A 20,475-nucleotide genomic window follows, 5' to 3' on the forward strand; every position below is an offset into this window, starting at 1 on the left:
GGCCAGTCGTCACTTCGCAGCGCTCCACGTGCTCCACAGTGCCCAGACCACGAGCACCGGCTGAAGCAGAAGTCGGATGAAGCGCGCCCGATCGGTGCGCATCCCCGGAGCGGACCTTCCCGTCTGCCACTGGTAGACATTGCCCGGGAACACAGCAACGAAGAACGCAGCAACGAGCGCGCCAACGGTGCGGCGGTCTTTCGGGAGGACGATCAGAGCGCCGCCGAGCATGATCTCGGCCGCGCCGGAGGCCACGACGATCATGTCTTTGTCGGTGTGGAGGAGGGTGGTTGTCCAGTCGGGAACGACGATCCGATACCCGCGGCGACCCCAGCTCAGATGCGAAACACCCGCCACAACGAGCAGGGCGGCCAAGGCGAAGCGAAGTACCGTGCGGATCATCACTTCAGTCTCACCCATCACCGCAGGCGCGCGGCGACCTCAGCTGCAACGGCGAAGAACTCGTCCTGAGAGAGATCGTCTTCGAGGGGTTGGAGCAGCACGGCAGCGGCGCCGGCATCGTAGAACTCCTCGAGGCGGGCGACCACCTCCGTGAGCGAGCCAGCGGCGATCCTGTCGTACTCGCCGGGCCTCTTCCACCGCTCGAGGTGACGTTCGGCGCGGGCCGAGGCATCCGCCCCCACCGCAATCGGCACGAACACGACATTCGCGTGCGGGCCGGTTCTGCCCGCGGACGCTCTGCCGGAAGCGATCCGCGTGCTCGCCGCGGCGACTCCCTCGGGCGTTGTTCCGCCGGTGAGCACGGTGCCGTCCGCGACTTCGCCCGTCAGGGTCAACGTCTTGGGCCCTTCCCCCGCGGCGTAGACCAGAGGCGCGACAGAAGGGGGCCAGTCGAGCTTCACCCGATCGAGGTTCACATATCGCCCCGACGTCGAGACTTCCTCTCCCGCCAGGAGCGCACGTAGCGCGGGGATGTACTCGCGCATGAGAGTGAGTGGCGATGCCACTCGTGCCCCTACCTGACCCATCCATGAGAGCACGCCGTGGCCGAGACCCGGCAGCAGTCGCCCGGGAAACATGCGCTCGATCGTGGCGATCTCCATCGCCGTCAGCGCGACGTTGCGCAGGGGCATCGGGGCGATGCCGATGCCGACCTGAATTCGTTCACTCCACGCAAGCGCGGCCGTGGCTGCAGCGAAGGCACTCTCGCGAAAACAGTCCTCCCAGACCCACAGTTCGTCCATTCCCGCGGATTCCGCGAGATGGACCGCCTGCCGAAAGTCCTCCGGCGGGCGGTCGGGGGTGAAGATCGCACCGACTCGACGAGACGCTGTTGTCATGCCTCCACAGTGCCAGAAAGGCGGTGCCGTGATGAAGGACACTGCCAGGATTGCGACATGGACGATGTTGCCCCGGTGGTACAGCCCGCCCCTCCCGAGATCGATGACGCGACGGCGCGACGGATTGCAAAAGACGGGTGGGGGGTGGATGCCGCGCCTCGCAGTCTCGGCAGCCACCAGGACCGCAACTTTCTGTTCGACCTGGGCGGCGAATCCGGGGACGAAAAGCGCCTCCTCAAAGTCGCCAATCCGAGCGTGAGCGCCGCAGAACTCGAAGCGCAGTCGGCCGCTGCCGAACTCATCGCAGCGAGCGGAACGCGCGTGCCCCTGGCCCTGCCCCTCGCAGAGGGAGCAGACCGATCAACCGCGCTCCGGGTAGAAGTCGAGGGCACCGTGATGTACGCCCGACTGATGGAGTTTCTGGCCGGCGAGACCCTGTCGGGCTACCTCTCGCCGACAGCGATTCGGGCGATCGGTGCCCTCGCCGGCCGAGTGGACTCTGCCCTCGCCGACTTCTCGTCGCCCGCCGCTGAGCGCGTCCACCAGTGGGATCTGCGCCACGCCAGGCGGACGCTCGAAGAACTACTCCCCCATGTGGCGGATGACCAGCTTCGATCGCAGCTCGAGGCCGAGTGCACGCGCGCGTGGGCGGTGGTCGAGCCCCTCGCCGCAGACCTGCCCATGCAGTTCATCCACGGCGACCTCACCGATGACAACGTGATCTCGACCGACGGTCGCGTCCCCGACGGCGTGATCGATCTGGGCGATCTCAACCTCACGTGGACCGTCGGCGAGATCGCCATCACGGTCTCGTCACTCCTGCACCACGACGGGGTCGGGCTCGCTGAGGCCATGGTCGCCGTGACGGCCTACGACGCAGCAAGACCGCTCACCGATGCCGAGGTCGAGGCGCTGTGGCCCCTCGTGATCGTGCGCGCCGCGACGCTGGTCGCGAGCGCGCACCATGTGCTCGGCATCGACCCCGACAACGCGTACGCCGCCGAGAACCTTACGCACGAAGAGGCAATTCTGAATGGCGCGATCTCCGTGCCGCTCGCGGTCGCTACGGCTCTCGTTCGGCGTGCGACCAGCCGGGCAGCCGAGGGCATAGCTGCGCCGTCCGGTCTCCCGTTGCTCGGCGACGCGACGGACGTCGGAGTGGTCGACTTCTCGCCGACCAGCGCGGCTCTCAGCAACGACACCTGGCTCGCCGAGGACGCGGAGCGGCGGATCTTCGGTGTCGCTCTGGCGCAGCATCCGATCGTCATCGCTCCTTTCGACCAGTCGCGCCTCACGCGTTCGCAGCCTCTTCACACCGCTGAACCGGCGAACGTCGCGCTCGGAATCGAGCTGCACACGCGCGACCGGATGCCTCTGCACGCGCCGTGGGCGGGCGAAGTGATCTCGCACACCTCGTCGTCGGTGACGCTCCGCTCCGGCGAGTTCGACCTGCGGATCGATGGTGTGGTGGAACCGGTCGCGCAGGAAACTGAAGCGACAGTCGGCGAGGTCTTCGCCCACCTGCTCGGTCCGGCGTGGATCGCGCTCGGACGGACCGGCCTCGAAATCCCTCGATTTGTACCGCGCTCTCTCGCCAGTGCGTGGCACGCCGTCGCGGCCGATCCGAGTTCACTGTTCGGTGTGGAGCCGTCGGCCGCGGGCGCGGACGCGGCAAGGCTGCTCGCTCGGCGCGACGCCGTCTTCGCCGAGGTGCAGGAGCACTACTTCGCCGAGCCGCCCGTCATCGTGCGGGGATGGCGCGAGTACCTCATCGACGCCGACGGACGCGTAACCCTCGACACTCTCAACAACGTCGCCTCGATCGGCCACGGTCACCCTCGAATCGCTGCCGCGGTGGCGGAGCAATGGAGTCTTCTCAATACGAACTCGCGCTTCCACTATCCCGCCGTCGTTGAGTTCGCTGAGCGCCTGGCTACGCTCGTGCCCGATCCTCTCGACACGGTGTTCCTCGTGAACAGCGGATCAGAAGCAGTCGATCTCGCTCTCCGACTTGCTCAGGCGTGGTCGAGTCGGCTCGACGTCGTCGCGATGCGGGAGGCCTATCACGGGTGGACCTACCTCAGCGATGCAGTCTCGACTTCGACCGCTGACAACCCCGATGCGCTCGCCACCAGGCCCGAGTGGATCCACACGGTCGACGCGCCGAACACATTCCGCGGCGCGTACGGCCTCGATGAGGCTCACCGATTCGCCGAAGACGCCGTCGCCGAGATCGATCGGCTGGCCGCCGACGGCACGCCCCCGAGCGCGTTTCTGTCCGAGACCTTCTACGGCAACGCGGGCGGGATGAAGCTGCCCGACGGCTACCTCGGCGCGGTCTACGCGGCAGTGCGCGCGCACGGCGGGCTCGCGATCGCCGATGAGGTGCAAGTCGGGTACGGACGTCTGGGCGACTGGTTCTGGGGTTTTCAACAGCAGGATGCCACGCCCGACGTCGTGACGATCGCCAAGGCAATGGGCGCCGGGCACCCGCTGGGCGCGGTCATCACTACCCGCGAGATCGCCGAGGCGTACCGCCGCGGCGGGTACTTCTTCTCGTCGGCGGGTGGGAGCCCGGTCTCCAGCGTGGTCGGGCTCACCGTGCTCGACATCATTCGCGACGAGCGGTTGCAGGAGAATGCCCGTGACGTCGGCCGGTATCTGAAGGAACGCATCGAGTCGCTCGGGCAGAAGCATCCGCTCCTCGCAGCAGTGCACGGTGCCGGCTTGTATCTCGGGTCCGAGTTCGTGCGCGATCGTGATACCTGGCAACCTGCGACCGCAGAGACCGCAGCGATCTGCGACCGTCTTCTCAGCCTCGGAGTCATTGCCCAGCCGACGGGAGACCACCAGAACATTCTCAAGATCAAACCGCCGATGTGCTTCTCGCGCAAAAGCGCAGACTTTCTCGTCGACGCCCTCGATCAGGTGCTGACCACGGGCTGGTGACCGTGGTCAGTCGCGCCCACCCGGAGGGCCGACGGTCAGCAGCACCACGAACAGCACGATGACCGCGAGGGCGATGAGGGCGCCCAGCACCCACGGGCGGTGCAAGAACCACCGCATGAGACTGTCGTGCCACGCCTGGTCGCGCGGGTCATCCGTAGCGGCGAGGCGCCAGGCCCCGTCGAGTCGGCCGGTGCGGTGCAACCAGAGCTCGGTCGGGATCGTCGCGTAGGGAATGATCGCACTTCCGATCGCGACGACCGTCGGCCACACTCCCCAGCGCTGGTTCTTCGCCACCAAGATCGCAGTCGCACCGTAGGAGAGAAAGACGACGCCGTGGATGCCTCCACCGATCGTCACCGCAATCGACAGGTCTGCTGTCGCGCGGAGGATCAGGCCGGTGATGAGCAGAGTCCATGAGATGGCTTCAGCGATAGCGAGCGTGCGGAACAGGGTCAGGGGCGTGCGGAACACCGGTCTCCTCGGGTAGGGATGCCTCCAGCCTACGATCCACGCAGACCGTGATCCGCCCAGTAGCGTTGACGCCGTGACCTTCTCGCCCGATGCAGTGTTTCTCAGCGCACTGCGACGCTGGCCCGACGTCGAGGCTCCCGATCTGGTCGCTGTCGATGCCGCCGACCGGCTGATCCTCGATGAGGCCACCGAGGCTCTCTCTGCTGCCGGCGCGGGCGAGGTCGTTGTCATCGCCGATGCGTACGGCGCGCTGACGCTCTCGGCAGCCCGCTCCGGCGTCACGGCGCTCCGGGTGCATCAGGATCCGTTGACCGGTGAACGGGCGCTCGCCGCGAATGCTGAACTCTTCGGCCTCTCCGACGCCTTCCGTTCCCTGCCGCTGTCCGCACGCTTGCTCACCGGGGCCCGACTGGTGCTGGTGCGCCTCCCGCGCTCGCTCGACGCTCTGCGCGACATCGCCGGGCTCATTGCAGCGCACGCGCACCCCCACGTGGTCATCTACGCCGGCGGGCGACTGAAGCACATGACGCCCGCGATGAACGATGTGCTGCGCGAGCACTTCGACCGGGTCGATGTGACGCACGCCCGGCAGAAGTCGCGGGTCCTCATCGCACGCGGACCTCACACCGGCGCGGAACCTTCACCGCGGCGGGCGGTCCACGACGGCCTCGTGGTCTGCGCGTTCGGCGGCGTCTTCGCCGGCACCGCGATCGACATCGGCACGCGGTTTCTGCTCGAGCACGTGCCTGCGACGATTGACGGTGCGGGTGACATCATCGACCTCGCGTGCGGAACGGGGGTCGTTGCGACCCGCCTTGCGCTGCAGCATCCGGAGCGTGTCATCAACGCGTGCGACGACTCCGCCGCTGCCGTCGAATCGGCACGTGCCACTGCCGCCGCCAACGGCGTCGCAGACCGTGTGACGGTCGTGCGCGACGACATGCTGACGACGAGGGCGGATGCCTCTGCCCGCCTCATCACCCTCAATCCGCCGTTCCACTCGGGTGCGGCGGTTCACGAGGGCATCGCCCCTCGCATGTTCGCCGATGCCAGCCGTGTGCTGCGACCGGGCGGCGAGCTGTGGACCGTGTGGAACTCCTCGCTGCAGTACCGACCCGCCCTGGAACGGATCGTCGGGCCCACACGTCAGGTCGCCCGCAACGCGAAGTTCACCGTCACGGTATCGACGCGGCGCGCGGACTGACGCTCAGCCGCGGACTGACGCTCAGCCGCGGGGGGTCGGTCGGGTCGACCAGTAGGCCCACGCGACGAGCACAGGCTGGAAGAGCAGCCGGACGAGCCGCTTGCGGTCGGTGTCGAGCCCGAACCCGTCGCGCTTCTTCGCCCACTGCTCGATGTTGCCCGGGAAGACGGCGACGAAGAACGCCGCAAGGATGATTCCGAGCGTGCTCCGCGACTTCGGCAGCACCACGAGCGACGCGCCGAGCATGACCTCGACGACGCCCGAGGCGACGACAACGGCGTCTTTGTCCATCACCTTGCCGGTGATGTCAGGCACCTGCGCCTGGAACTCTTTGCGACCCCAGAACAGGTGACTGACACCGGCGAAGACCATCGCCCCGGCGAGCGCCCACCGTGCGAAAGCTCTCATGGGTTCAGAAGTCCCAGTCCTCGTCCTCGGTCGCTTCGGCCTTGCCGATGACGTAGGACGAGCCCGACCCCGAGAAGAAGTCGTGGTTCTCGTCCGCGTTCGGCGAGAGTGCCGACAGGATCGCCGGATTCACGTTCGTGGTCGTCGACGGGAACATCGCCTCATAGCCCAGGTTCATCAGAGCCTTGTTGGCGTTGTAGTGCAGGAACTTCTTGACGTCTTCGGTCAGACCGACGCCGTCGTAGAGGTCTTGGGTGTACTGCACCTCGTTGTCGTAGAGCTCATACAGCAGGGAGAACGTGTAGTCCTTGATGTCGTCGCGCTCGGACTGGCTGACCTTCTCGAGACCCTTCTGGAACTTGTACCCGATGTAGTACCCGTGCACGGCCTCGTCGCGGATGATGAGGCGGATGAGGTCGGCTGTGTTCGTGAGCTTCGCCCTCGAAGACCAGTGCATCGGCAGGTAGAACCCCGAGTAGAACAGGAAGCTCTCGAGCAGAGTGGAGGCCACCTTGCGCTTGAGCGGGCTGTCACCCTGGTAGTACTCCATGACGATCTGAGCCTTCTTCTGAAGGTTCGGGTTCTCGACCGACCAGCGGAACGCCTCGTCGATCTCTTTCGTCGAGCAGAGCGTCGAGAAGATCGAGGAGTAGCTCTTGGCATGCACCGACTCCATGAACGCGATGTTGGTGTACACCGCCTCTTCGTGAGGCGTGATCGCGTCGGGGATGAGTGAGACGGCGCCCACCGTGGCCTGCACGGTGTCAAGCAGCGTGAGCCCCGTGAACACGCGCATCGTGAGCAGCTGCTCGTCGGGGGTCAGTGTGTTCCACGACTGGATGTCGTTGGACAGCGGGATCTTCTCGGGCAGCCAGAAGTTGTTGACGAGGCGGTTCCACACCTCGACGTCCTTCTCGTCTTGGATGCGGTTCCAGTTGATCGCCTGCACGCTGGTGAGCAGCTTGAGCTTGTCGGGAGTCATGAGATTTCCTTGATCGATAATAAGTTGTGGCTCACAACATACAGCTGACGCACTCGGACATGTCGGTGCCTTCGAGGGCCATCTGGCGGAGGCGGATGTAGTAGATCGTCTTGATGCCCTTCTTCCAGGCGTATATCTGGGCCTTGTTGATGTCGCGGGTCGACGCGGTGTCTTTGAAGAAGAGCGTCAGCGACAAGCCCTGGTCGACGTGCTGAGTGGCGGCGGCATACGTGTCGATGACCTTCTCGTAGCCGATCTCGTACGCGTCCTGGTAGTACTCGAGGTTCTCGTTCGTCATGAACGGAGCCGGGTAGTAGACGCGGCCGAGCTTGCCTTCCTTGCGGATCTCGATCTTCGAGGCGATCGGGTGGATCGAGGACGTCGAGTTGTTGATGTACGAGATCGACCCGGTCGGGGGCACAGCCTGCAGGTTCTGGTTGTAGATACCGTGCTGCTGGATGCTGGCCTTCAGCGCCGTCCAGTCCTCCTGCGTCGGGATCGGGATGCCGGCGAACAGCTCTTTCACCTTCTCGGTCTCGGGCTGCCAGGCCCGGTCGGTGTACTTGTCGAAGAACGCACCCGAGGCGTACGTCGAGTCAGCGAAGCCGTCGAAGGCCTCGCCCTTCTCGATCGCGAGGTTGTTCGATGCACGCAGGGCGTGGAAGAGCACCGTGTAGAAGTAGATGTTCGTGAAGTCGATGCCTTCTTCTGACCCGTAGTGCACGTGCTCGCGAGCGAGGTAGCCGTGCAGGTTCATCTGCCCGAGGCCGATCGCGTGCGAACGGTCGTTCCCGTCCTCGATCGAGCGGACCGACGAAATGTGGCTCTGCTCGCTCACCGCGCTGAGGGCGCGGATTGCAGTCTCGACCGTACGACCGAGGTCGCCGCCGTCCATCGCCAGCGCGATGTTCATCGACCCCAGGTTGCACGAGATGTCTTTGCCGATCTCTTTGTACGAGAGGTCTTCGTTGTAGGTCGTCGGAGTGTTGACCTGGAGGATCTCAGAGCACAGGTTCGACATGTTGATGCGGCCCTTGATGGGGTTGGCCGCGTTCACGGTGTCTTCGTACATGATGTACGGGTAGCCGGACTCGAACTGGATCTCGGCGAGCGTCTGGAAGAACTCACGGGCGTTGATCTTGGTCTTCTTGATGCGCGGGTCATCGACCATCTCGCGGTACTTCTCGGTGACCGAGATGTCTCCGAACGGCACGCCGTACACCTTCTCGACGTCGTACGGCGAGAAGAGGTACATGTCTTCGCCGTTCTTGGCAAGCTCGAAGGTGATGTCGGGGATCACGACACCGAGCGAGAGGGTCTTGATGCGGATCTTCTCATCGGCGTTCTCGCGTTTGGTGTCGAGGAAGCGCAGGATGTCGGGGTGGTGCGCCGAGAGGTACACCGCTCCGGCACCCTGACGGGCGCCGAGCTGGTTGGCGTAGCTGAAGCTGTCTTCGAGCAGCTTCATCACGGGGATGATGCCCGACGACTGGTTCTCGATCTGCTTGATCGGAGCACCCGACTCGCGGATGTTCGAGAGCAGCAGCGCCACGCCGCCACCGCGCTTGGAGAGTTGGAGCGAGGAGTTGATGCCGCGCGAGATCGACTCCATGTTGTCTTCGATGCGCAGGAGGAAGCAGGAGACGAGCTCGCCGCGCTGCGCCTTGCCCGTGTTGAGGAAGGTCGGGGTCGCCGGCTGGAAGCGACCGGCGATGATTTCATCGACGAGCTCGTTCGCGAGTTTCTCGTCGCCGTCAGCGAGACCAAGAGCGGTCATGACGACACGGTCTTCGAAGCGCTCGAGGTAGCGCTTGCCGTCGAAGGTCTTCAGCGTGTAGCTCGTGTAGTACTTGAACGCACCGAGGAACGTCTCGAAGCGGAACTTCTTGCCGTAGGCGCGATCGTTGAGCTGCTGGATGAACTCGTCCGAGTACTTGGCCAGCACCGCCGGCTCGTAGTACTCCTTCTCGACGAGGTAGTCGAGGCGCTCCTTGAGCGAGTGGAAGAACACCGTGTTCTGGTTGACGTGCTGCAGGAAGTACTCCCGTGCGGCGCGCTTGTCGGCGTCGAACTGGATCTTCCCGTCCGCGTCGTACAGGTTGAGCATCGCGTTGAGGGAGTGGTAATCCATCCCCTCGAACCGTGCCTCTGCCTTGAAATCGGTCTCGGTCACTGCAGCTTCCACCATCGTTCCAATCCTTCGCTTACGCGATCCACATCTTCTGGCGTGCCGAATACTTCCAGCCGATACAAGTGGGGCACTTGGCACTTGCGGCTGATGATGTCGCCGGCGACACAGAAATGTTCGCCGAAGTTGGTGTTTCCCGCGGCGATCACTCCGCGAATCAGGCTGCGGTTTCGCTCATCGTTGAGAAAACGGATGACCTGACGGGGCACCGCCCCTTTTTCTTCACCCCGGCCCTGACCCCCGCCATAGGTGGGGGTGACCAGAACAAAGGGTTCGTTGATCTCGGGCATCGGCTGACCGGGCTGGAGGGGGATTCTCACTGCCCGCATCCCGAGGTTCTCGAGCTTTTCGATGAACCGGGCCGTGTTGCCAGAAACACTCGAAAAGAAGACGAGAAGTGGCACGTCCGTCACGACGCGCGGCGCCATGACGATCGTGGACATGTCAGGCCAGGCGCGAAGCGAGCTCGTCGATTTTGTCGGGACGGAAGCCCGACCAGTGGTCTTCATCGGTGATGACGACAGGCGCCTGCAGGTAACCGAGGGCCTTGACCTGCTCGAGCGCGTTCGCGTCTTCGGAAAGGTCGAGAATGTTGTACTCGATGCCCTTCGAATCCAGGGCGCGATAGGTTGCCGTGCACTGTACGCACGAAGGCTTCGTGTAGACCGTGATTGCCATGATTTCTGGTTTCCCCTCAACATCCGACTGTTCCGTCCGGCAGTCCCCCCGCCGGGAGTCCAATACTACATATGGGTACCGACATCCGATAGCACCACAAGGGCTAGTAGTTACATCCGTGTAGTTTTCCACCGTTCTCTACAGGTACAACACAGGTTGTCCACCGATTCATCCACAGGTTCGGAAGAATCTGACAACCTGAAAAGTGCCTGAAAGACGGCCAAATCGGATGCCTCACCGGAAGCTATCCACAGATCGGACGCTACGCCGAGGTTCCGACATCGGATTTGCCTGTGGAGAGTGAATTCGGCGTGTCGGAACTCCTGCACGGCGTGTCGCAGTGCCGCTAACGTGGAGCGGTGGCGAACAGCAATGCGGGGTATCGGGATCTTCTGAAGACCCCCGGCGTGGCGCGCATCATGGCAGCCCAACTCACCGCTCGATTTCCGAACGGCATGACGAGCCTTGCCGTGCTGCTCCACATCGAGCACGTGACCGGTTCGTACGGCGCCGCGGGTCTCGTCCTCGCCGCGACATCCGTCGGACAGGCCATCGCCGGCCCCGTCACGAGCCGGTGGATGGGCATCTGGGGAATGCGCCGCGTGCTCACGACCACGCTGGCGATCTGCGCCGTCGCAATCGCGACAATCGCTCTGGTCGAGGCATCCATCTGGGTCTATATGGTGCTCGGCCTGATCGCGGGACTTTCCACACCGCCGGTGCAGTCCGCCGTCCGCACCATCTATCCGAAGATGGTCACCTCGCGTCAACTCACGCCGTTGTTTTCGCTGGATGCCTCGCTGCAAGAGATCATCTGGATCGTCGCGCCCGTCGTGATCACCCTGGTGGCGACCCAAGTGGGCACGGTTCCGGCGCTGCTGTTGATCGTGGTGATCCTCATCGGCGGCGGCGCGTGGTTCATACTCTCCCCCGAAGTGGGGCGCGTGCGCATCCCGCGCAGCCGCCGCAGCATCGGCAAGGTGCTCGCCAAGCCGCCGGTGCTGCTGGGCACGATCATCGGCTTCCTCCTCATCGGCGCGTGCGCGGCGGTCGAAGCCGGTGTCGTGGCGACGTTCGACCACGGCGGACTGGAGGCAGGGCTCGTCCTCGCGGTCTTCTCCATCGGCAGCCTCGCGGGCGGTCTCTCGTTCGGGCACATCCCGATCGGCCCCTGGGCGATGGCCCGCCGTATGCTGATCGTGGCCGTCGGCCTCTCGCTCACGATGATCTCGCTGAACATCTGGTGGATCGGCGGAACCCTGTTCCTTGCCGGCATCGGCATCGCGCCCGCGCTCGCGGTGCTGTTCGCCATCACGAGCGCGAGCGTGAAGTTCAGCGAGACGGCCGAGGCGTATGGCTGGGTCGGCACCGGTCAGCTCATCGGCGCCGCGGCCGGCTCAGCCGTCGCCGGGTTCTTGATCGACGGTGTCGGGGCGACCGGCGCGTACTGGGCTGCGGCGGGCTTCGCGATCGTCGGGCTCATCGTCGCCATCGCGTGCGTGCGCGCATTTCCCGATCTCCGCCATCGGGATCCGAGTCCGATCCCCGACACCGAACCGGTCTCGACCGTATCTCCTGCATAGTCCGCGCATAGCTCGCACAAAGGCCGGTGCCGTTGTCTGGACACATGAGAAACCAAGGCTCCGCGAACAGCACCGCTACCGATTGGCTCGACGAGAACGGTCAGCAGATGGACGAAGACCATCGCGGACTCGTCTACGACATCCGCACTCTGATCGATCGCCGCCGCGCCCTGGGGATCTTCAGCGGCGTGGCGCTGACTTCGCTGCTGAGCGCATGCGGAGTGATCAGTGAGACGGATGCCTCGGCATCCCCCTCATCGACCTCCACAGCGACCCCCACCGCGACGCCTTCCGCGAGCGCGTCCGCATCAGCGTCCGCTTCAGCATCCACCCGCCTCACCGAAGTCCCCGACGAAACCGGTGGCCCCTACCCTGCGGACGGATCGAACGGAATCAACGTGCTCGATGACTCGGGCATCGTGCGCAGCGACATCCGGGCGAGCTTCGGCGCGTCGACCACGGTCGCCGCGGGGGTACCGCTCACCATCGCCCTGACCGTGCGAGAAGCCGCCACCGGTGCCGCGCTCGCGGGGCGCGGCGTGTATCTCTGGCACTGTGACCGCGACGGCAACTACTCGCTGTACAGCGGGGGCGTCGAGAACGAGAACTATCTGCGCGGTGTGCAGCAGACCGACGCAAACGGCACCGTGCGATTCACCTCGATCTATCCCGCGTGCTATTCGGGCCGGTGGCCGCACATCCACTTCGAGATCTACGACCATGTCGCGACGGCTGTGACATCGGGCCCGATCGTCAAGACCAGTCAGATCGCGCTCCCCGACGAAGCCAACGCTGCGGTGTACGCGACGAGCGGGTACGAGCAGAGCATCCGCAACGCCTCGCAAGTTTCACTCGCGCGCGACAACGTCTTCGGTGAGGACGGCGGTATCCACCAGATCGCCACGATGTCGGGCTCCGTCTCCCAGGGCTACACTGCGAGCTTGACGATCGGAGTCTGACGGGTCCGAGTCAGGCGATGCGGCGCACTAACTCCAGGACGGCGAGGGCATACGCATCCGCCGGTTCCGGATGCTCGTACACGAACGACTCGCCACTCACGCTGATCTCCACCTCGTAGGCGTCAACCAGACGCCGGAGTGAGCGGAACGCTCCACGGAGCAGTTCGCGCAGTTGATCTTCGCGGGGCAGCCACAGGGCATCGTCGAGAGCGACCGAGTCCAGCGCCCATTCGGTCGTTCCGTTGAAGGCGAGGATCTTGCCCGTCGGGTAATCATGCGCCTCGATGGTCATTTCACTCACGGTGAAGACATCGGCCTCGAACTCGGGCTCGTCGAGCTGAAATCGGTCGCCCGAGCGCGGGTGCCACACCAACCCCGCTTCACGCAGAGCGGCGGCGAGTTCCGTCGAGATCATTCCTCCATCATGGGGCCGGAAGCTGCACTCCGGCCCCGCCCGTACGCTGGAAGTATGCCCGCACCCGTCACCCTCCCCCGGCTCTCGTGGGGGTCAGTATCGTCACCCCGCCGTGCGCTGCTCGTGCACGGCCTGGGCTCGAACGGCGCGCTGATGTGGCGCTTCGGCACGGCACTGGCGGACGACGGATGGCGCGTCGACGCGGTCGATCTGCGCGGACACGGCACGGCTCCGCGCGCGCTGGACTACTCGATCGCCGCTTATGCCGCCGACCTCGCCGAGACGGTGCCCGATCACTCGGGCGCATGGGACACCGTGATCGGACATTCACTCGGCGGCGCCGCATCGACCGTGGTCGCTGCGATCAACCCCGGCTGGACGCGGCGACTGATTCTGATAGACCCCGCGATCCACCTTGCGCCGCGCGATCGCAACATCGTGCAGGGCAGCCAGACCCGTTCGTTCGCCGACCCGACCGCGAATGCCGTTCGCGCCGAGCATCCGACGTGGCACGAAAACGACATCGAGCTCAAAGCGCTCTCCGCGCGCCAGGCGAGCCGTTGGGCGGTCGAGCAGACCACCATCCAGAACCCCGCATGGGACGAGCGCGACGCCGCACGCCGTCTGGTGACGCCCACGCACATCGTCGCGTCCGACCCGGAGGTCTACTCGATCTTCACCGGCGACCTGGCCACCGCGGTGCTCACCAATCCGGCGATCACAATGTCAGTAGTCACGGGTGCCGGACACTCGCCGCACCGCGACAAGCCCGACGACACGCTCGCGCAGGTGCGCGATGCGCTCGCCGGCAACTAGCCGCCGACCGACGAGTTCAACGCACCGGGATCTCGTCTCCGACCCCGACATCGACCACCACACTCACGGTCTCGGGAAGGCCCGACAGTGCCTCGGTGAGATCGTCCACCGGCGGAAGCGTGCCATCCGGATCAGTCACCACGATTGTGGCGACGAGTCCGTTCCACGTGACGTCATCCACTTGCGCCCGATCCTCATCGGCCAGCCATATCTCAGCCGCTGCGCCGATCTCCGCCGACCAGCGGGCGTGGAGAACGGTGAAGATCGTGTTGGCGATCAGCGGGAGCACGACGACGATCGTCAGGATGCTCACCACGATGTAGGCGCGGCGACGGTTCGCCGTGCGCGACGACCCAGGTTCGCGGGCATACCCCGACATCGTGAACACGATCGTGCCGGCGACGACGAGCGCGAAGACGTTCGAGAGGAAGAGGAAGAGGGCGCCGGCCGCGGCGCCCCACTCACCTTGCCCGGCACAGACGCCGACGACGCCCAGCGGCGGAACGAGCGAGATCGAGATGGCGACGCCGGGTAGCACGGCGCTCAGGTCGCGACGGCACATCGCAAACGCGCCGGCTGTGCCTGTCGCGAGCGCGGCTACGAGATCCAGCAGTCGCGGAGACGTTCGGCCGAGGATCTGTGAGTTGGACTCGAGGCTCGCGGGGTCCGCGATCACGAAGGTGAACGCCCAACCGAGAAGGACAACGATGACGAGTCCCGCCGCGACCCACCCGATCGAGCGCAGCACCAGGCTCAGATGGCCTGTGACGATGCCGAGCGCGATCCCCAGAATCGGCGTGCCGAGGGGCGCGATGATCATCGCGCCGATCACTGTCGCGGTCGAGTCCGCCAGCACTCCGCTGATCGCGATGATCGCCGACAGCACGAGCATGATGAGAAAGCCCGTGCGCTTGGCCAGAGGGTCGCCGTACTCCAGATCGAGCGCGTCGTTCAGTGCTTCAACAGGTTGGCGTTGCGTCGGCGGGATGAGCGTTTGAGTCAGGCGCGACACGGAGATCTCCTTGCTCGATGAGGGGCGGACAAGGTCCGATGCGCTCATGATCGCACCAGAATAGAAGGGTGAGCATCCCCTTCGATCCCGTGTCGGTCCTTCCCGATGATCTGCTGGAGCGGATGCGCGAGCGCGCCGCGATCCACGACCGCGAGAACACCTTCCCGGCGGAGGATCTCGCAGACCTGACGGCAGCGGGCTACCTCGCGATCCTCGTGCCGAGCGAGCTCGGGGGCTCAGGTCTCAGCCTGGCCGAAGCATCCGTTCTGCAGCAGCGACTGGCCACCGCGGCGCCCGCGACGGCCCTCGCGATCAACATGCACCTCGTGTGGACGGGCGTCGCGAAAGTTCTGGCAGACCGAGACATCGACACGTTGCGCTTCGTCCAGGAAGGCTCGGTAGCTGGCGAGATCTTCGCGTTCGGGATCAGCGAGGCCGGGAACGATCTGGTTCTTTTCGGCAGTGACACGGATGCTGCGCCCCAGCCCGACGGCGGCTATGCGTTCACGGGCACGAAGATCTTCACCACCCTCTCTCCGGTGTGGACGCAGTTGGGGCTCCACGGGCTGGATACCTCGAACCCGGACGCGCCGAAGATGGTCTACGCGTTCGTGCCCCGCAGCGAAGAGGCCGCGGGCCGCATCACCATCCGCGATGACTGGGACACCCTCGGAATGCGCGGGACTCAGTCGCGAACGACCGAACTGCACGGAGCGATCGCTCCCGGTGACCGGGTCGCGCGGATCCTCGACCCGGGACCCAATCCCGACCCGATCGTGTTCGGCATCTTCAGCGTCTTCGAGGTGTTGATCGCTTCGGTGTACACCGGCATCGCAAGGCGCGCGCTCGATGTCGCGGTCGCCACGGCGAAGGTGCGCACATCGAAGAAGACCGGCAAGACGTACAGCCAGGACCCTGACATCCGCTGGCGGATCGCCGACATGGCCCTGGCATACGACGCTCTGCCCGCTCAGTTGCAATCGCTGGCTGACGACATCGACGCCCAGGCTGATCACGGAGCACTCTGGTTCGCCAAGCTCGCAGGTCTCAAGCACCGGGCGGTCACCATGGCAAAAGCCGTCGTCGACGATGCCGTGCTTGTGGCGGGCGGGTCGTCGTACTTCACGCGGTCAGAGCTCAGCCGTCTCTATCGAGATGTGCTGGCCGGACTCTTCCACCCGTCCGACCCCGAGTCGGCGCACGCAACGGTCGCGAGCGCCTGGCTCGGCCCGGTCGAAAGCTAGCGCGAGACTCGCAGCGCTGCGCGCACGAGGTCGATGTGGGTGCGAAAGCTCCGGTACATCTCGCGTGTGGAGTGGAAGTTCATGGCGAGGTGGATGCCGCTGCCCGCGTCGCCGAACAGATGAGCACCGGTGACCCCGAGGTGCCCGGTGAGATGCGGGAGACCGGCGAGGAACGGCGAGAATCCGCCGTAGTGCAGACGCATCGCGCCGGTGCCGTAGCGGATTCCGGGACGAAAGCGGTGCGGCGCGTCGGTCATGCGTCGGCGGGAAGCCTCAGAGACCAGGGCTTCGCTGTGCCACGCGACACTGAAGCGCACGAGGTCATCGACGGTCGAGACCACGCCCCCGCCACCCCAGTCGCAGCTGAGGGCGCGAGCCCGGCTGAGCTCGTTGCGTGGGTCGTCGGTGCGGCCGAGCCAAAGTGCCGCGAGGTCGAGGTCTTCGGCGGGACGGTCGGTGGACGCTCCGCCACCGGGCATCGAGTGGAAGAGCAGACACGAGTCCGCCATTCCGACGGGCGTGAAGATGCGCGCGTGCAACTGATCGGCGAGCGACGCGCCACCCGCCTCTTCTATCGCGCGCGCCGCGAGCACGAACCCCGTGTCGGAGTACGAGAACCGCGCACCGGGCTTCGCCACGGGCTCTTGATACTTCTGTGAGAAGTCGAGCAGGTCGCTGGGTGTGAAGAGCCGATCGGACTCGGCGACGAGTGAGTTCACGAAGGGCGCGGTTCCGCGCGCCCTTCCTTCGAAGTAGTCTGCGACTCCGCTCGTGTGCGAGAGCAGCATCGCGAGCGTTACCTCGGCGGCGCGATCGACGCCATCCGTGACGAAGAGTCCCGCCCATTCGGCCTCCGGAACGAGGCCCGTGATCGGCGCCTCCAGGTCGATCCGACCCTGCTCGGCAAGCTGGAACGCCAGGGTCGCGGTCATCACCTTGCCGACGCTGGCTGCCTCAAACCTCTGAGCTCGGTCACCGAAAGCGAACTCGAACCCGGGTGCGATCACGAGAACCTGCGGCTCGGGCAGTCCTGTTCGAGCGCGGGTGGCGCGCTCGAGCTTTGCCGTCAGTCGATCAACAACTCGGGCCGTCGCCGTGTCAGGATGAACCACAAATCCTCCTCATAGATATCTCTCGTAGTAATATACCTATGAGGAGCATAGATCGAAAGGTGCCGTATGCAATACGTGATCCTCGGACTGCTTCTGCTCGGCCCGCAGTCGCTCTACGACCTGCACAAGCAGTTCACCCAGGGAATCTCGCTGTTCTACAGCGCCAGCTTCGGGAGCTTGCAGCGTGCGCTCACCCTTCTGACCGCACAGGGCATGGTCACCGTGGCCGAAGCGAGCGAGGGTCGCCGCGGGCGCAAAGTGCACACGATCACGCCGGAAGGGCGCGCGATGTGGCGGGAATGGATGCTGGCTCCCACGACCGGATCCGACCCCGAGACCACCATGCTCGCCAAAGTCTTCCTCGCCGGACTCCTGCCCGAACCCGCTGAACGCGCCGAAGTCGTCGCCCGCCTCAGCGAGCGCGCTGCAACCGACCTGGATGTTCTCCGAGCCGCCGCGTCCGCCATCGACTCTCAGCACCTGCCCGCCGAGTACGCGACGATCTTCGCCTACCAGCGCGCGACACTGGACTACGGCATCCGCGCCCACGAACTGGCGGCCCAGTGGCTCGAGTCACTCCCCGCATCGCCGAGCGGCCCGCCGTCGCCTGGCCCCATGCGAGGATGACCAGATGACCCGCACCCCCACCGCTCTGCTCAGCCCGGCAGACCAAGAGCGCCGTCGGGGCTTGCGGTTCATGAAGGGTGTGGCGCTCGCCGCGCTCGTCTTCATGGCCGTGTTGTTCGTCATCGCCTTCGCCCTGCAAGAGACCATTCCGGCGTTCGCGTACGTTCGCGCCTTCGCCGAAGGCGGCATGGTCGGCGCTCTCGCGGACTGGTTTGCCGTCACGGCGCTGTTCCGGCATCCGCTCGGAATACCGATCCCCCACACGGCGATCATCCCGAACCGCAAAGACGAAATCGGCCAGAACCTGGGCGAGTTCGTCGAGACCGAGTTCCTCCGCGGAGATGTGGTGCGCGAGAAGCTCGAAGCGACACACGTCGCCGCCAAGCTCGGCGAGTGGCTGCGGCAGCCTGAGCACGCCCAGCGGGTGGCGGCCGAGGCATCCGTCATGGCGTCCGGCGTACTGACCGCGCTCAGCGATGACGACGTGCAAGACCTCATCGAAGACCTCGCCCGCGAACACCTGATCGCCCCTGAATGGGGTCCGCCGCTCGGGGGCTGGCTGACGCGCATCGTCGAGGCCGGCGCACACCACGGAGCCGTCGACCTCGGTGTCGACAGCATCGCGACGTGGCTCGAGAGCAACCAGACCGCCTTCACCGGACTGGTCTCCCGTCGACTCCCCGCATGGGTGCCCTCGCTCGCGCACCGTTTCGTCGATGACACCGTCTACAACGAAGCCGTGAAGTTCGTGCAGGCAGTGCAGGCTGACCCCCAGCATCCCGCGCGTATCGCGATCGATGCGTACCTCACGCGACTCTCCGACAACCTGCAGCACGACCCTGCCACGATCGGCCGACTCGAAGACGCCAAGAGTTCGATGTTCGACAGCCCGCGCGTGCGGGAACTCGCCGCGCACGCCTGGAACACCGCGAAAGCAGGGCTCCTCACCTCGCTCGCTGACCCCGAGAGCGGGCTGCGCGTGCGTGCGGCGAAGGCTCTTGCAGAAGTCGGCGAGCGTCTGACCACCGACGCCGCATTGCAGCACCGGGTCGACACGTGGGTGACGGATGCTGCGGTCTTCTTGGTCGACCGCTATCGCCACGACATCGCCTCGATCATCACCGACACCGTGAGCAAGTGGGACGCCGATGAAACCACCGAGAAGATCGAGCTCATGGTGGGGCGCGACCTGCAGTACATCCGCCTCAACGGCACGATCGTCGGTGCACTTGCCGGACTCACAATCTTCACAATCGCGCACGCCCTGCTCGGGTAGCCTGGGGCCATGGCGGCCGATCAGCTCCTCTTCAGCTACGGGACCCTCCAGAACGCGGAGGTTCAGCTCGACACCTTCGGGCGCCTCCTCGAGGGTGAGGACGACTTCCTCCCCGGTTTCACCGTCGACTACGCCGAGATAGAAGACCACCGCATCATCGAGATTTCCGGGGCGACGGTGCATCCGATCGTGCGCGCAACAGGAAACCCACTCGACAAGGTGCACGGAATCGCGATCTGGGTGAGCGAAGAAGAGCTCGAAGCCGCCGACGAGTACGAAGTCACGCTCTACCGCCGCATCTCTGCACGACTGACGAGTGGGCGCACGGCGTGGGTCTACGTGGGCAACTGAGATGGCACTCTCGTACGATCCGCTGTGGCCGCGCGCGGGCGATTGGCCGCGCCCGTCTGAGATGACAGGCGAGTGGGATGCCGCGATCCTCGGTGTCCCGGCTTTCCGCACGTCGCTCTCCCCCACCGGAGCGCACGCGACGCCGGCTGCGGTCCGCGACGCGTTGCGTCGATACAGCCCGACTCTGATGGGACCGCCCGCGATCGACTTGGCCGAGTCGCTGCGCATCGTCGATGCCGGTGACATCAACGAGCCCGATGGTGCCGCGGGCGAAGCATCCGTCCGCGCCGCCGTCGAGGCGCTACGCGCGCGGGACGCCTTTGTGGTCGCCCTCGGTGGCGACAATTCGATCACCTATGCCGTCACCCAGGGGGCGGATGCTGCTGGCCTGATCACCCTCGACGCGCACTTCGACCTGCGCGATGGCGTCTCGAACGGGTCACCCGTGCGGCGGCTCGTCGAAGACGGCCTCGATCCACGGCGGATCGTGCAGATCGGCATCGCCGACTTCGCCAACTCCCTCGCCTACGCGCACCGCGCGGCCGATCTCGGCATCACCGTGATCACCCTCGACGAGGTGCGGCGGCGCGGCGCGGCCGACGTGATGGCCGAGGCGCTCTCGGTAGCGGGGGCGGCGGGATCCGTTCACCTCGACATCGATGTGGACGTGTGCGACCGATCCGTGGCGCCGGGCTGTCCGGCATCGGTACCGGGTGGGCTGGCCGCGTGGGAGCTTCGCGCGCTCGTGCGGGCCGCCGCATCCGACCCGCGCGTCCTCAGCGCCGACATCGTCGAGGTCGACGCGACCGCCGACGCATCGGACGGACGCACGGTACGCCTCGCGGCTCTGTGCGTACTCGAACTACTCGCGGGGCTCGCCTCACGGAAGGGTGGATGAC

Annotated in this window: 21 protein-coding genes; 10 read left to right on the top strand and 11 right to left on the bottom strand. The window is 65.6% G+C overall.

Annotation, left to right across the window (positions count from 1 at the left end):
- Positions 1-9 precede the first annotated feature (9 nt).
- Positions 10-402, bottom strand: coding sequence for a hypothetical protein (locus LG299_RS04480; RefSeq protein WP_404433765.1), 393 nt, complete (start codon positions 400-402; stop codon positions 10-12).
- Positions 403-419: 17 nt separating this feature from the next.
- Positions 420-1,301: an LLM class flavin-dependent oxidoreductase gene (locus tag LG299_RS04485; protein WP_404433766.1), complete on the bottom strand. Its 882-nt coding sequence runs from the start codon at positions 1,299-1,301 to the stop codon at positions 420-422.
- Positions 1,302-1,358: 57 nt separating this feature from the next.
- Between LG299_RS04485 and LG299_RS04490 the strand changes: the two genes are divergently transcribed.
- On the top strand, positions 1,359-4,250 hold the full coding sequence (locus LG299_RS04490; protein WP_404433767.1) for an aminotransferase: 2,892 nt from the start codon (positions 1,359-1,361) through the stop codon (positions 4,248-4,250).
- Between the two features lie 6 nt (positions 4,251-4,256).
- On the opposite strand, the gene LG299_RS04495 is transcribed toward LG299_RS04490, so the two are convergent.
- On the bottom strand, positions 4,257-4,721 hold the full coding sequence (locus tag LG299_RS04495) for a DUF3817 domain-containing protein (protein WP_404433768.1): 465 nt from the start codon (positions 4,719-4,721) through the stop codon (positions 4,257-4,259).
- A 73-nt stretch (positions 4,722-4,794) separates the two neighbouring features.
- Here LG299_RS04495 and LG299_RS04500 point away from each other — a divergent pair, with 73 nt between their 5' ends.
- Complete coding sequence (locus tag LG299_RS04500) at positions 4,795-5,925, top strand: class I SAM-dependent methyltransferase (protein ID WP_404433769.1); 1,131 nt, start codon at positions 4,795-4,797, stop codon at positions 5,923-5,925.
- A gap of 21 nt (positions 5,926-5,946) precedes the next feature.
- Here LG299_RS04500 and LG299_RS04505 read toward each other — a convergent pair whose 3' ends face one another.
- From LG299_RS04505 to nrdH, 5 genes are read right to left on the bottom strand one after another with little or no spacing between them, the layout of a single operon-like run.
- Positions 5,947-6,333 carry a hypothetical protein gene (locus LG299_RS04505; protein ID WP_404433770.1) on the bottom strand — a complete coding sequence of 129 codons (387 nt, stop codon included), beginning with the start codon at positions 6,331-6,333 and terminating at the stop codon, positions 5,947-5,949.
- 4 nt (positions 6,334-6,337) lie between these two features.
- Positions 6,338-7,315, bottom strand: a complete 978-nt coding sequence (gene nrdF, locus LG299_RS04510) for a class 1b ribonucleoside-diphosphate reductase subunit beta (RefSeq protein ID WP_404433771.1) — start codon at positions 7,313-7,315, stop codon at positions 6,338-6,340.
- 31 nt (positions 7,316-7,346) lie between these two features.
- Positions 7,347-9,503, bottom strand: coding sequence for a class 1b ribonucleoside-diphosphate reductase subunit alpha (nrdE, locus tag LG299_RS04515; RefSeq protein WP_404433772.1), 2,157 nt, complete (start codon positions 9,501-9,503; stop codon positions 7,347-7,349).
- Complete coding sequence (gene nrdI, locus LG299_RS04520) at positions 9,485-9,946, bottom strand: class Ib ribonucleoside-diphosphate reductase assembly flavoprotein NrdI (protein WP_404433773.1); 462 nt, start codon at positions 9,944-9,946, stop codon at positions 9,485-9,487. The genes nrdE and nrdI overlap by 19 nt, the downstream gene beginning before the upstream one ends.
- Position 9,947: 1 nt before the next feature.
- Complete coding sequence (nrdH, locus tag LG299_RS04525) at positions 9,948-10,181, bottom strand: glutaredoxin-like protein NrdH (protein ID WP_404433774.1); 234 nt, start codon at positions 10,179-10,181, stop codon at positions 9,948-9,950.
- Positions 10,182-10,600: 419 nt separating this feature from the next.
- On the opposite strand from nrdH, the gene LG299_RS04530 reads away from it, so the two are divergent.
- Both LG299_RS04530 and LG299_RS04535 read left to right on the top strand, forming a co-directional pair.
- A complete protein-coding gene (locus LG299_RS04530; protein ID WP_404434803.1) occupies positions 10,601-11,764 on the top strand; it encodes an MFS transporter in 1,164 nt (387 codons plus the stop codon).
- A gap of 107 nt (positions 11,765-11,871) precedes the next feature.
- Positions 11,872-12,723, top strand: a complete 852-nt coding sequence (locus LG299_RS04535; RefSeq protein ID WP_404434804.1) for an intradiol ring-cleavage dioxygenase — start codon at positions 11,872-11,874, stop codon at positions 12,721-12,723.
- 10 nt (positions 12,724-12,733) lie between these two features.
- On the opposite strand, the gene LG299_RS04540 is transcribed toward LG299_RS04535, so the two are convergent.
- The gene (locus LG299_RS04540) at positions 12,734-13,138 is read right to left on the bottom strand and encodes a pilus assembly protein CpaE (protein WP_404433775.1); all 405 of its coding nucleotides are present in this window, start codon (positions 13,136-13,138) and stop codon (positions 12,734-12,736) included.
- Between the two features lie 54 nt (positions 13,139-13,192).
- On the opposite strand from LG299_RS04540, the gene LG299_RS04545 reads away from it, so the two are divergent.
- A complete protein-coding gene (locus LG299_RS04545; RefSeq protein WP_404433776.1) occupies positions 13,193-13,954 on the top strand; it encodes an alpha/beta fold hydrolase in 762 nt (253 codons plus the stop codon).
- A 16-nt stretch (positions 13,955-13,970) separates the two neighbouring features.
- On the opposite strand, the gene LG299_RS04550 is transcribed toward LG299_RS04545, so the two are convergent.
- Positions 13,971-14,966, bottom strand: coding sequence for a TIGR00341 family protein (locus LG299_RS04550; protein ID WP_404433777.1), 996 nt, complete (start codon positions 14,964-14,966; stop codon positions 13,971-13,973).
- A 122-nt stretch (positions 14,967-15,088) separates the two neighbouring features.
- On the opposite strand from LG299_RS04550, the gene LG299_RS04555 reads away from it, so the two are divergent.
- Positions 15,089-16,210, top strand: coding sequence for an acyl-CoA dehydrogenase family protein (locus LG299_RS04555; protein ID WP_404434805.1), 1,122 nt, complete (start codon positions 15,089-15,091; stop codon positions 16,208-16,210).
- Here the strand turns inward: LG299_RS04555 and LG299_RS04560 are convergent.
- Positions 16,207-17,322, bottom strand: a complete 1,116-nt coding sequence (locus LG299_RS04560; protein WP_404433778.1) for a serine hydrolase domain-containing protein — start codon at positions 17,320-17,322, stop codon at positions 16,207-16,209. The genes LG299_RS04555 and LG299_RS04560 overlap by 4 nt on opposite strands.
- A gap of 66 nt (positions 17,323-17,388) precedes the next feature.
- On the opposite strand from LG299_RS04560, the gene LG299_RS04565 reads away from it, so the two are divergent.
- Genes LG299_RS04565 through LG299_RS04580 form a run of 4 tightly spaced genes read left to right on the top strand, consistent with a single transcriptional unit; the run spans position 17,389 to position 20,474 of the window.
- Positions 17,389-17,949 carry a PadR family transcriptional regulator gene (locus tag LG299_RS04565; protein WP_404433779.1) on the top strand — a complete coding sequence of 187 codons (561 nt, stop codon included), beginning with the start codon at positions 17,389-17,391 and terminating at the stop codon, positions 17,947-17,949.
- A gap of 4 nt (positions 17,950-17,953) precedes the next feature.
- The gene (locus tag LG299_RS04570; protein WP_404433780.1) at positions 17,954-19,225 is read left to right on the top strand and encodes a DUF445 domain-containing protein; all 1,272 of its coding nucleotides are present in this window, start codon (positions 17,954-17,956) and stop codon (positions 19,223-19,225) included.
- A 9-nt stretch (positions 19,226-19,234) separates the two neighbouring features.
- On the top strand, positions 19,235-19,576 hold the full coding sequence (locus LG299_RS04575; RefSeq protein WP_404433781.1) for a gamma-glutamylcyclotransferase family protein: 342 nt from the start codon (positions 19,235-19,237) through the stop codon (positions 19,574-19,576).
- Position 19,577: 1 nt separating this feature from the next.
- Positions 19,578-20,474, top strand: coding sequence for an agmatinase family protein (locus LG299_RS04580; RefSeq protein WP_404433782.1), 897 nt, complete (start codon positions 19,578-19,580; stop codon positions 20,472-20,474).
- Position 20,475 lies beyond the last annotated feature (1 nt).

It is taken from the genome of Microbacterium lacus (assembly GCF_044794305.1).
Lineage (GTDB): Bacteria > Actinomycetota > Actinomycetes > Actinomycetales > Microbacteriaceae > Microbacterium > Microbacterium lacus_B.

Excerpts from the sequence above, each read along its gene's own strand:
- nrdI (WP_404433773.1), bottom strand. The coding sequence starts at position 9,946 with ATGTCCACGATCGTCATGGCGCCGCGCGTCGTGACGGACGTGCCACTT.
- LG299_RS04530 (WP_404434803.1), top strand. The coding sequence starts at position 10,601 with ATGGCAGCCCAACTCACCGCTCGATTTCCGAACGGCATGACGAGCCTT.
- LG299_RS04570 (WP_404433780.1), top strand. The coding sequence starts at position 17,954 with ATGACCCGCACCCCCACCGCTCTGCTCAGCCCGGCAGACCAAGAGCGC.
- LG299_RS04480 (WP_404433765.1), bottom strand. The coding sequence starts at position 402 with ATGATCCGCACGGTACTTCGCTTCGCCTTGGCCGCCCTGCTCGTTGTG.
- nrdH (WP_404433774.1), bottom strand. The coding sequence starts at position 10,181 with ATGGCAATCACGGTCTACACGAAGCCTTCGTGCGTACAGTGCACGGCA.
- LG299_RS04490 (WP_404433767.1), top strand. The coding sequence starts at position 1,359 with ATGGACGATGTTGCCCCGGTGGTACAGCCCGCCCCTCCCGAGATCGAT.
- LG299_RS04575 (WP_404433781.1), top strand. The coding sequence starts at position 19,235 with ATGGCGGCCGATCAGCTCCTCTTCAGCTACGGGACCCTCCAGAACGCG.
- LG299_RS04565 (WP_404433779.1), top strand. The coding sequence starts at position 17,389 with ATGCAATACGTGATCCTCGGACTGCTTCTGCTCGGCCCGCAGTCGCTC.
- LG299_RS04535 (WP_404434804.1), top strand. The coding sequence starts at position 11,872 with ATGGACGAAGACCATCGCGGACTCGTCTACGACATCCGCACTCTGATC.
- LG299_RS04505 (WP_404433770.1), bottom strand. The coding sequence starts at position 6,333 with ATGAGAGCTTTCGCACGGTGGGCGCTCGCCGGGGCGATGGTCTTCGCC.
- nrdF (WP_404433771.1), bottom strand. The coding sequence starts at position 7,315 with ATGACTCCCGACAAGCTCAAGCTGCTCACCAGCGTGCAGGCGATCAAC.
- nrdE (WP_404433772.1), bottom strand. The coding sequence starts at position 9,503 with ATGGTGGAAGCTGCAGTGACCGAGACCGATTTCAAGGCAGAGGCACGG.
- LG299_RS04485 (WP_404433766.1), bottom strand. The coding sequence starts at position 1,301 with ATGACAACAGCGTCTCGTCGAGTCGGTGCGATCTTCACCCCCGACCGC.
- LG299_RS04580 (WP_404433782.1), top strand. The coding sequence starts at position 19,578 with ATGGCACTCTCGTACGATCCGCTGTGGCCGCGCGCGGGCGATTGGCCG.
- LG299_RS04555 (WP_404434805.1), top strand. The coding sequence starts at position 15,089 with ATGCGCGAGCGCGCCGCGATCCACGACCGCGAGAACACCTTCCCGGCG.
- LG299_RS04545 (WP_404433776.1), top strand. The coding sequence starts at position 13,193 with ATGCCCGCACCCGTCACCCTCCCCCGGCTCTCGTGGGGGTCAGTATCG.
- LG299_RS04540 (WP_404433775.1), bottom strand. The coding sequence starts at position 13,138 with ATGATCTCGACGGAACTCGCCGCCGCTCTGCGTGAAGCGGGGTTGGTG.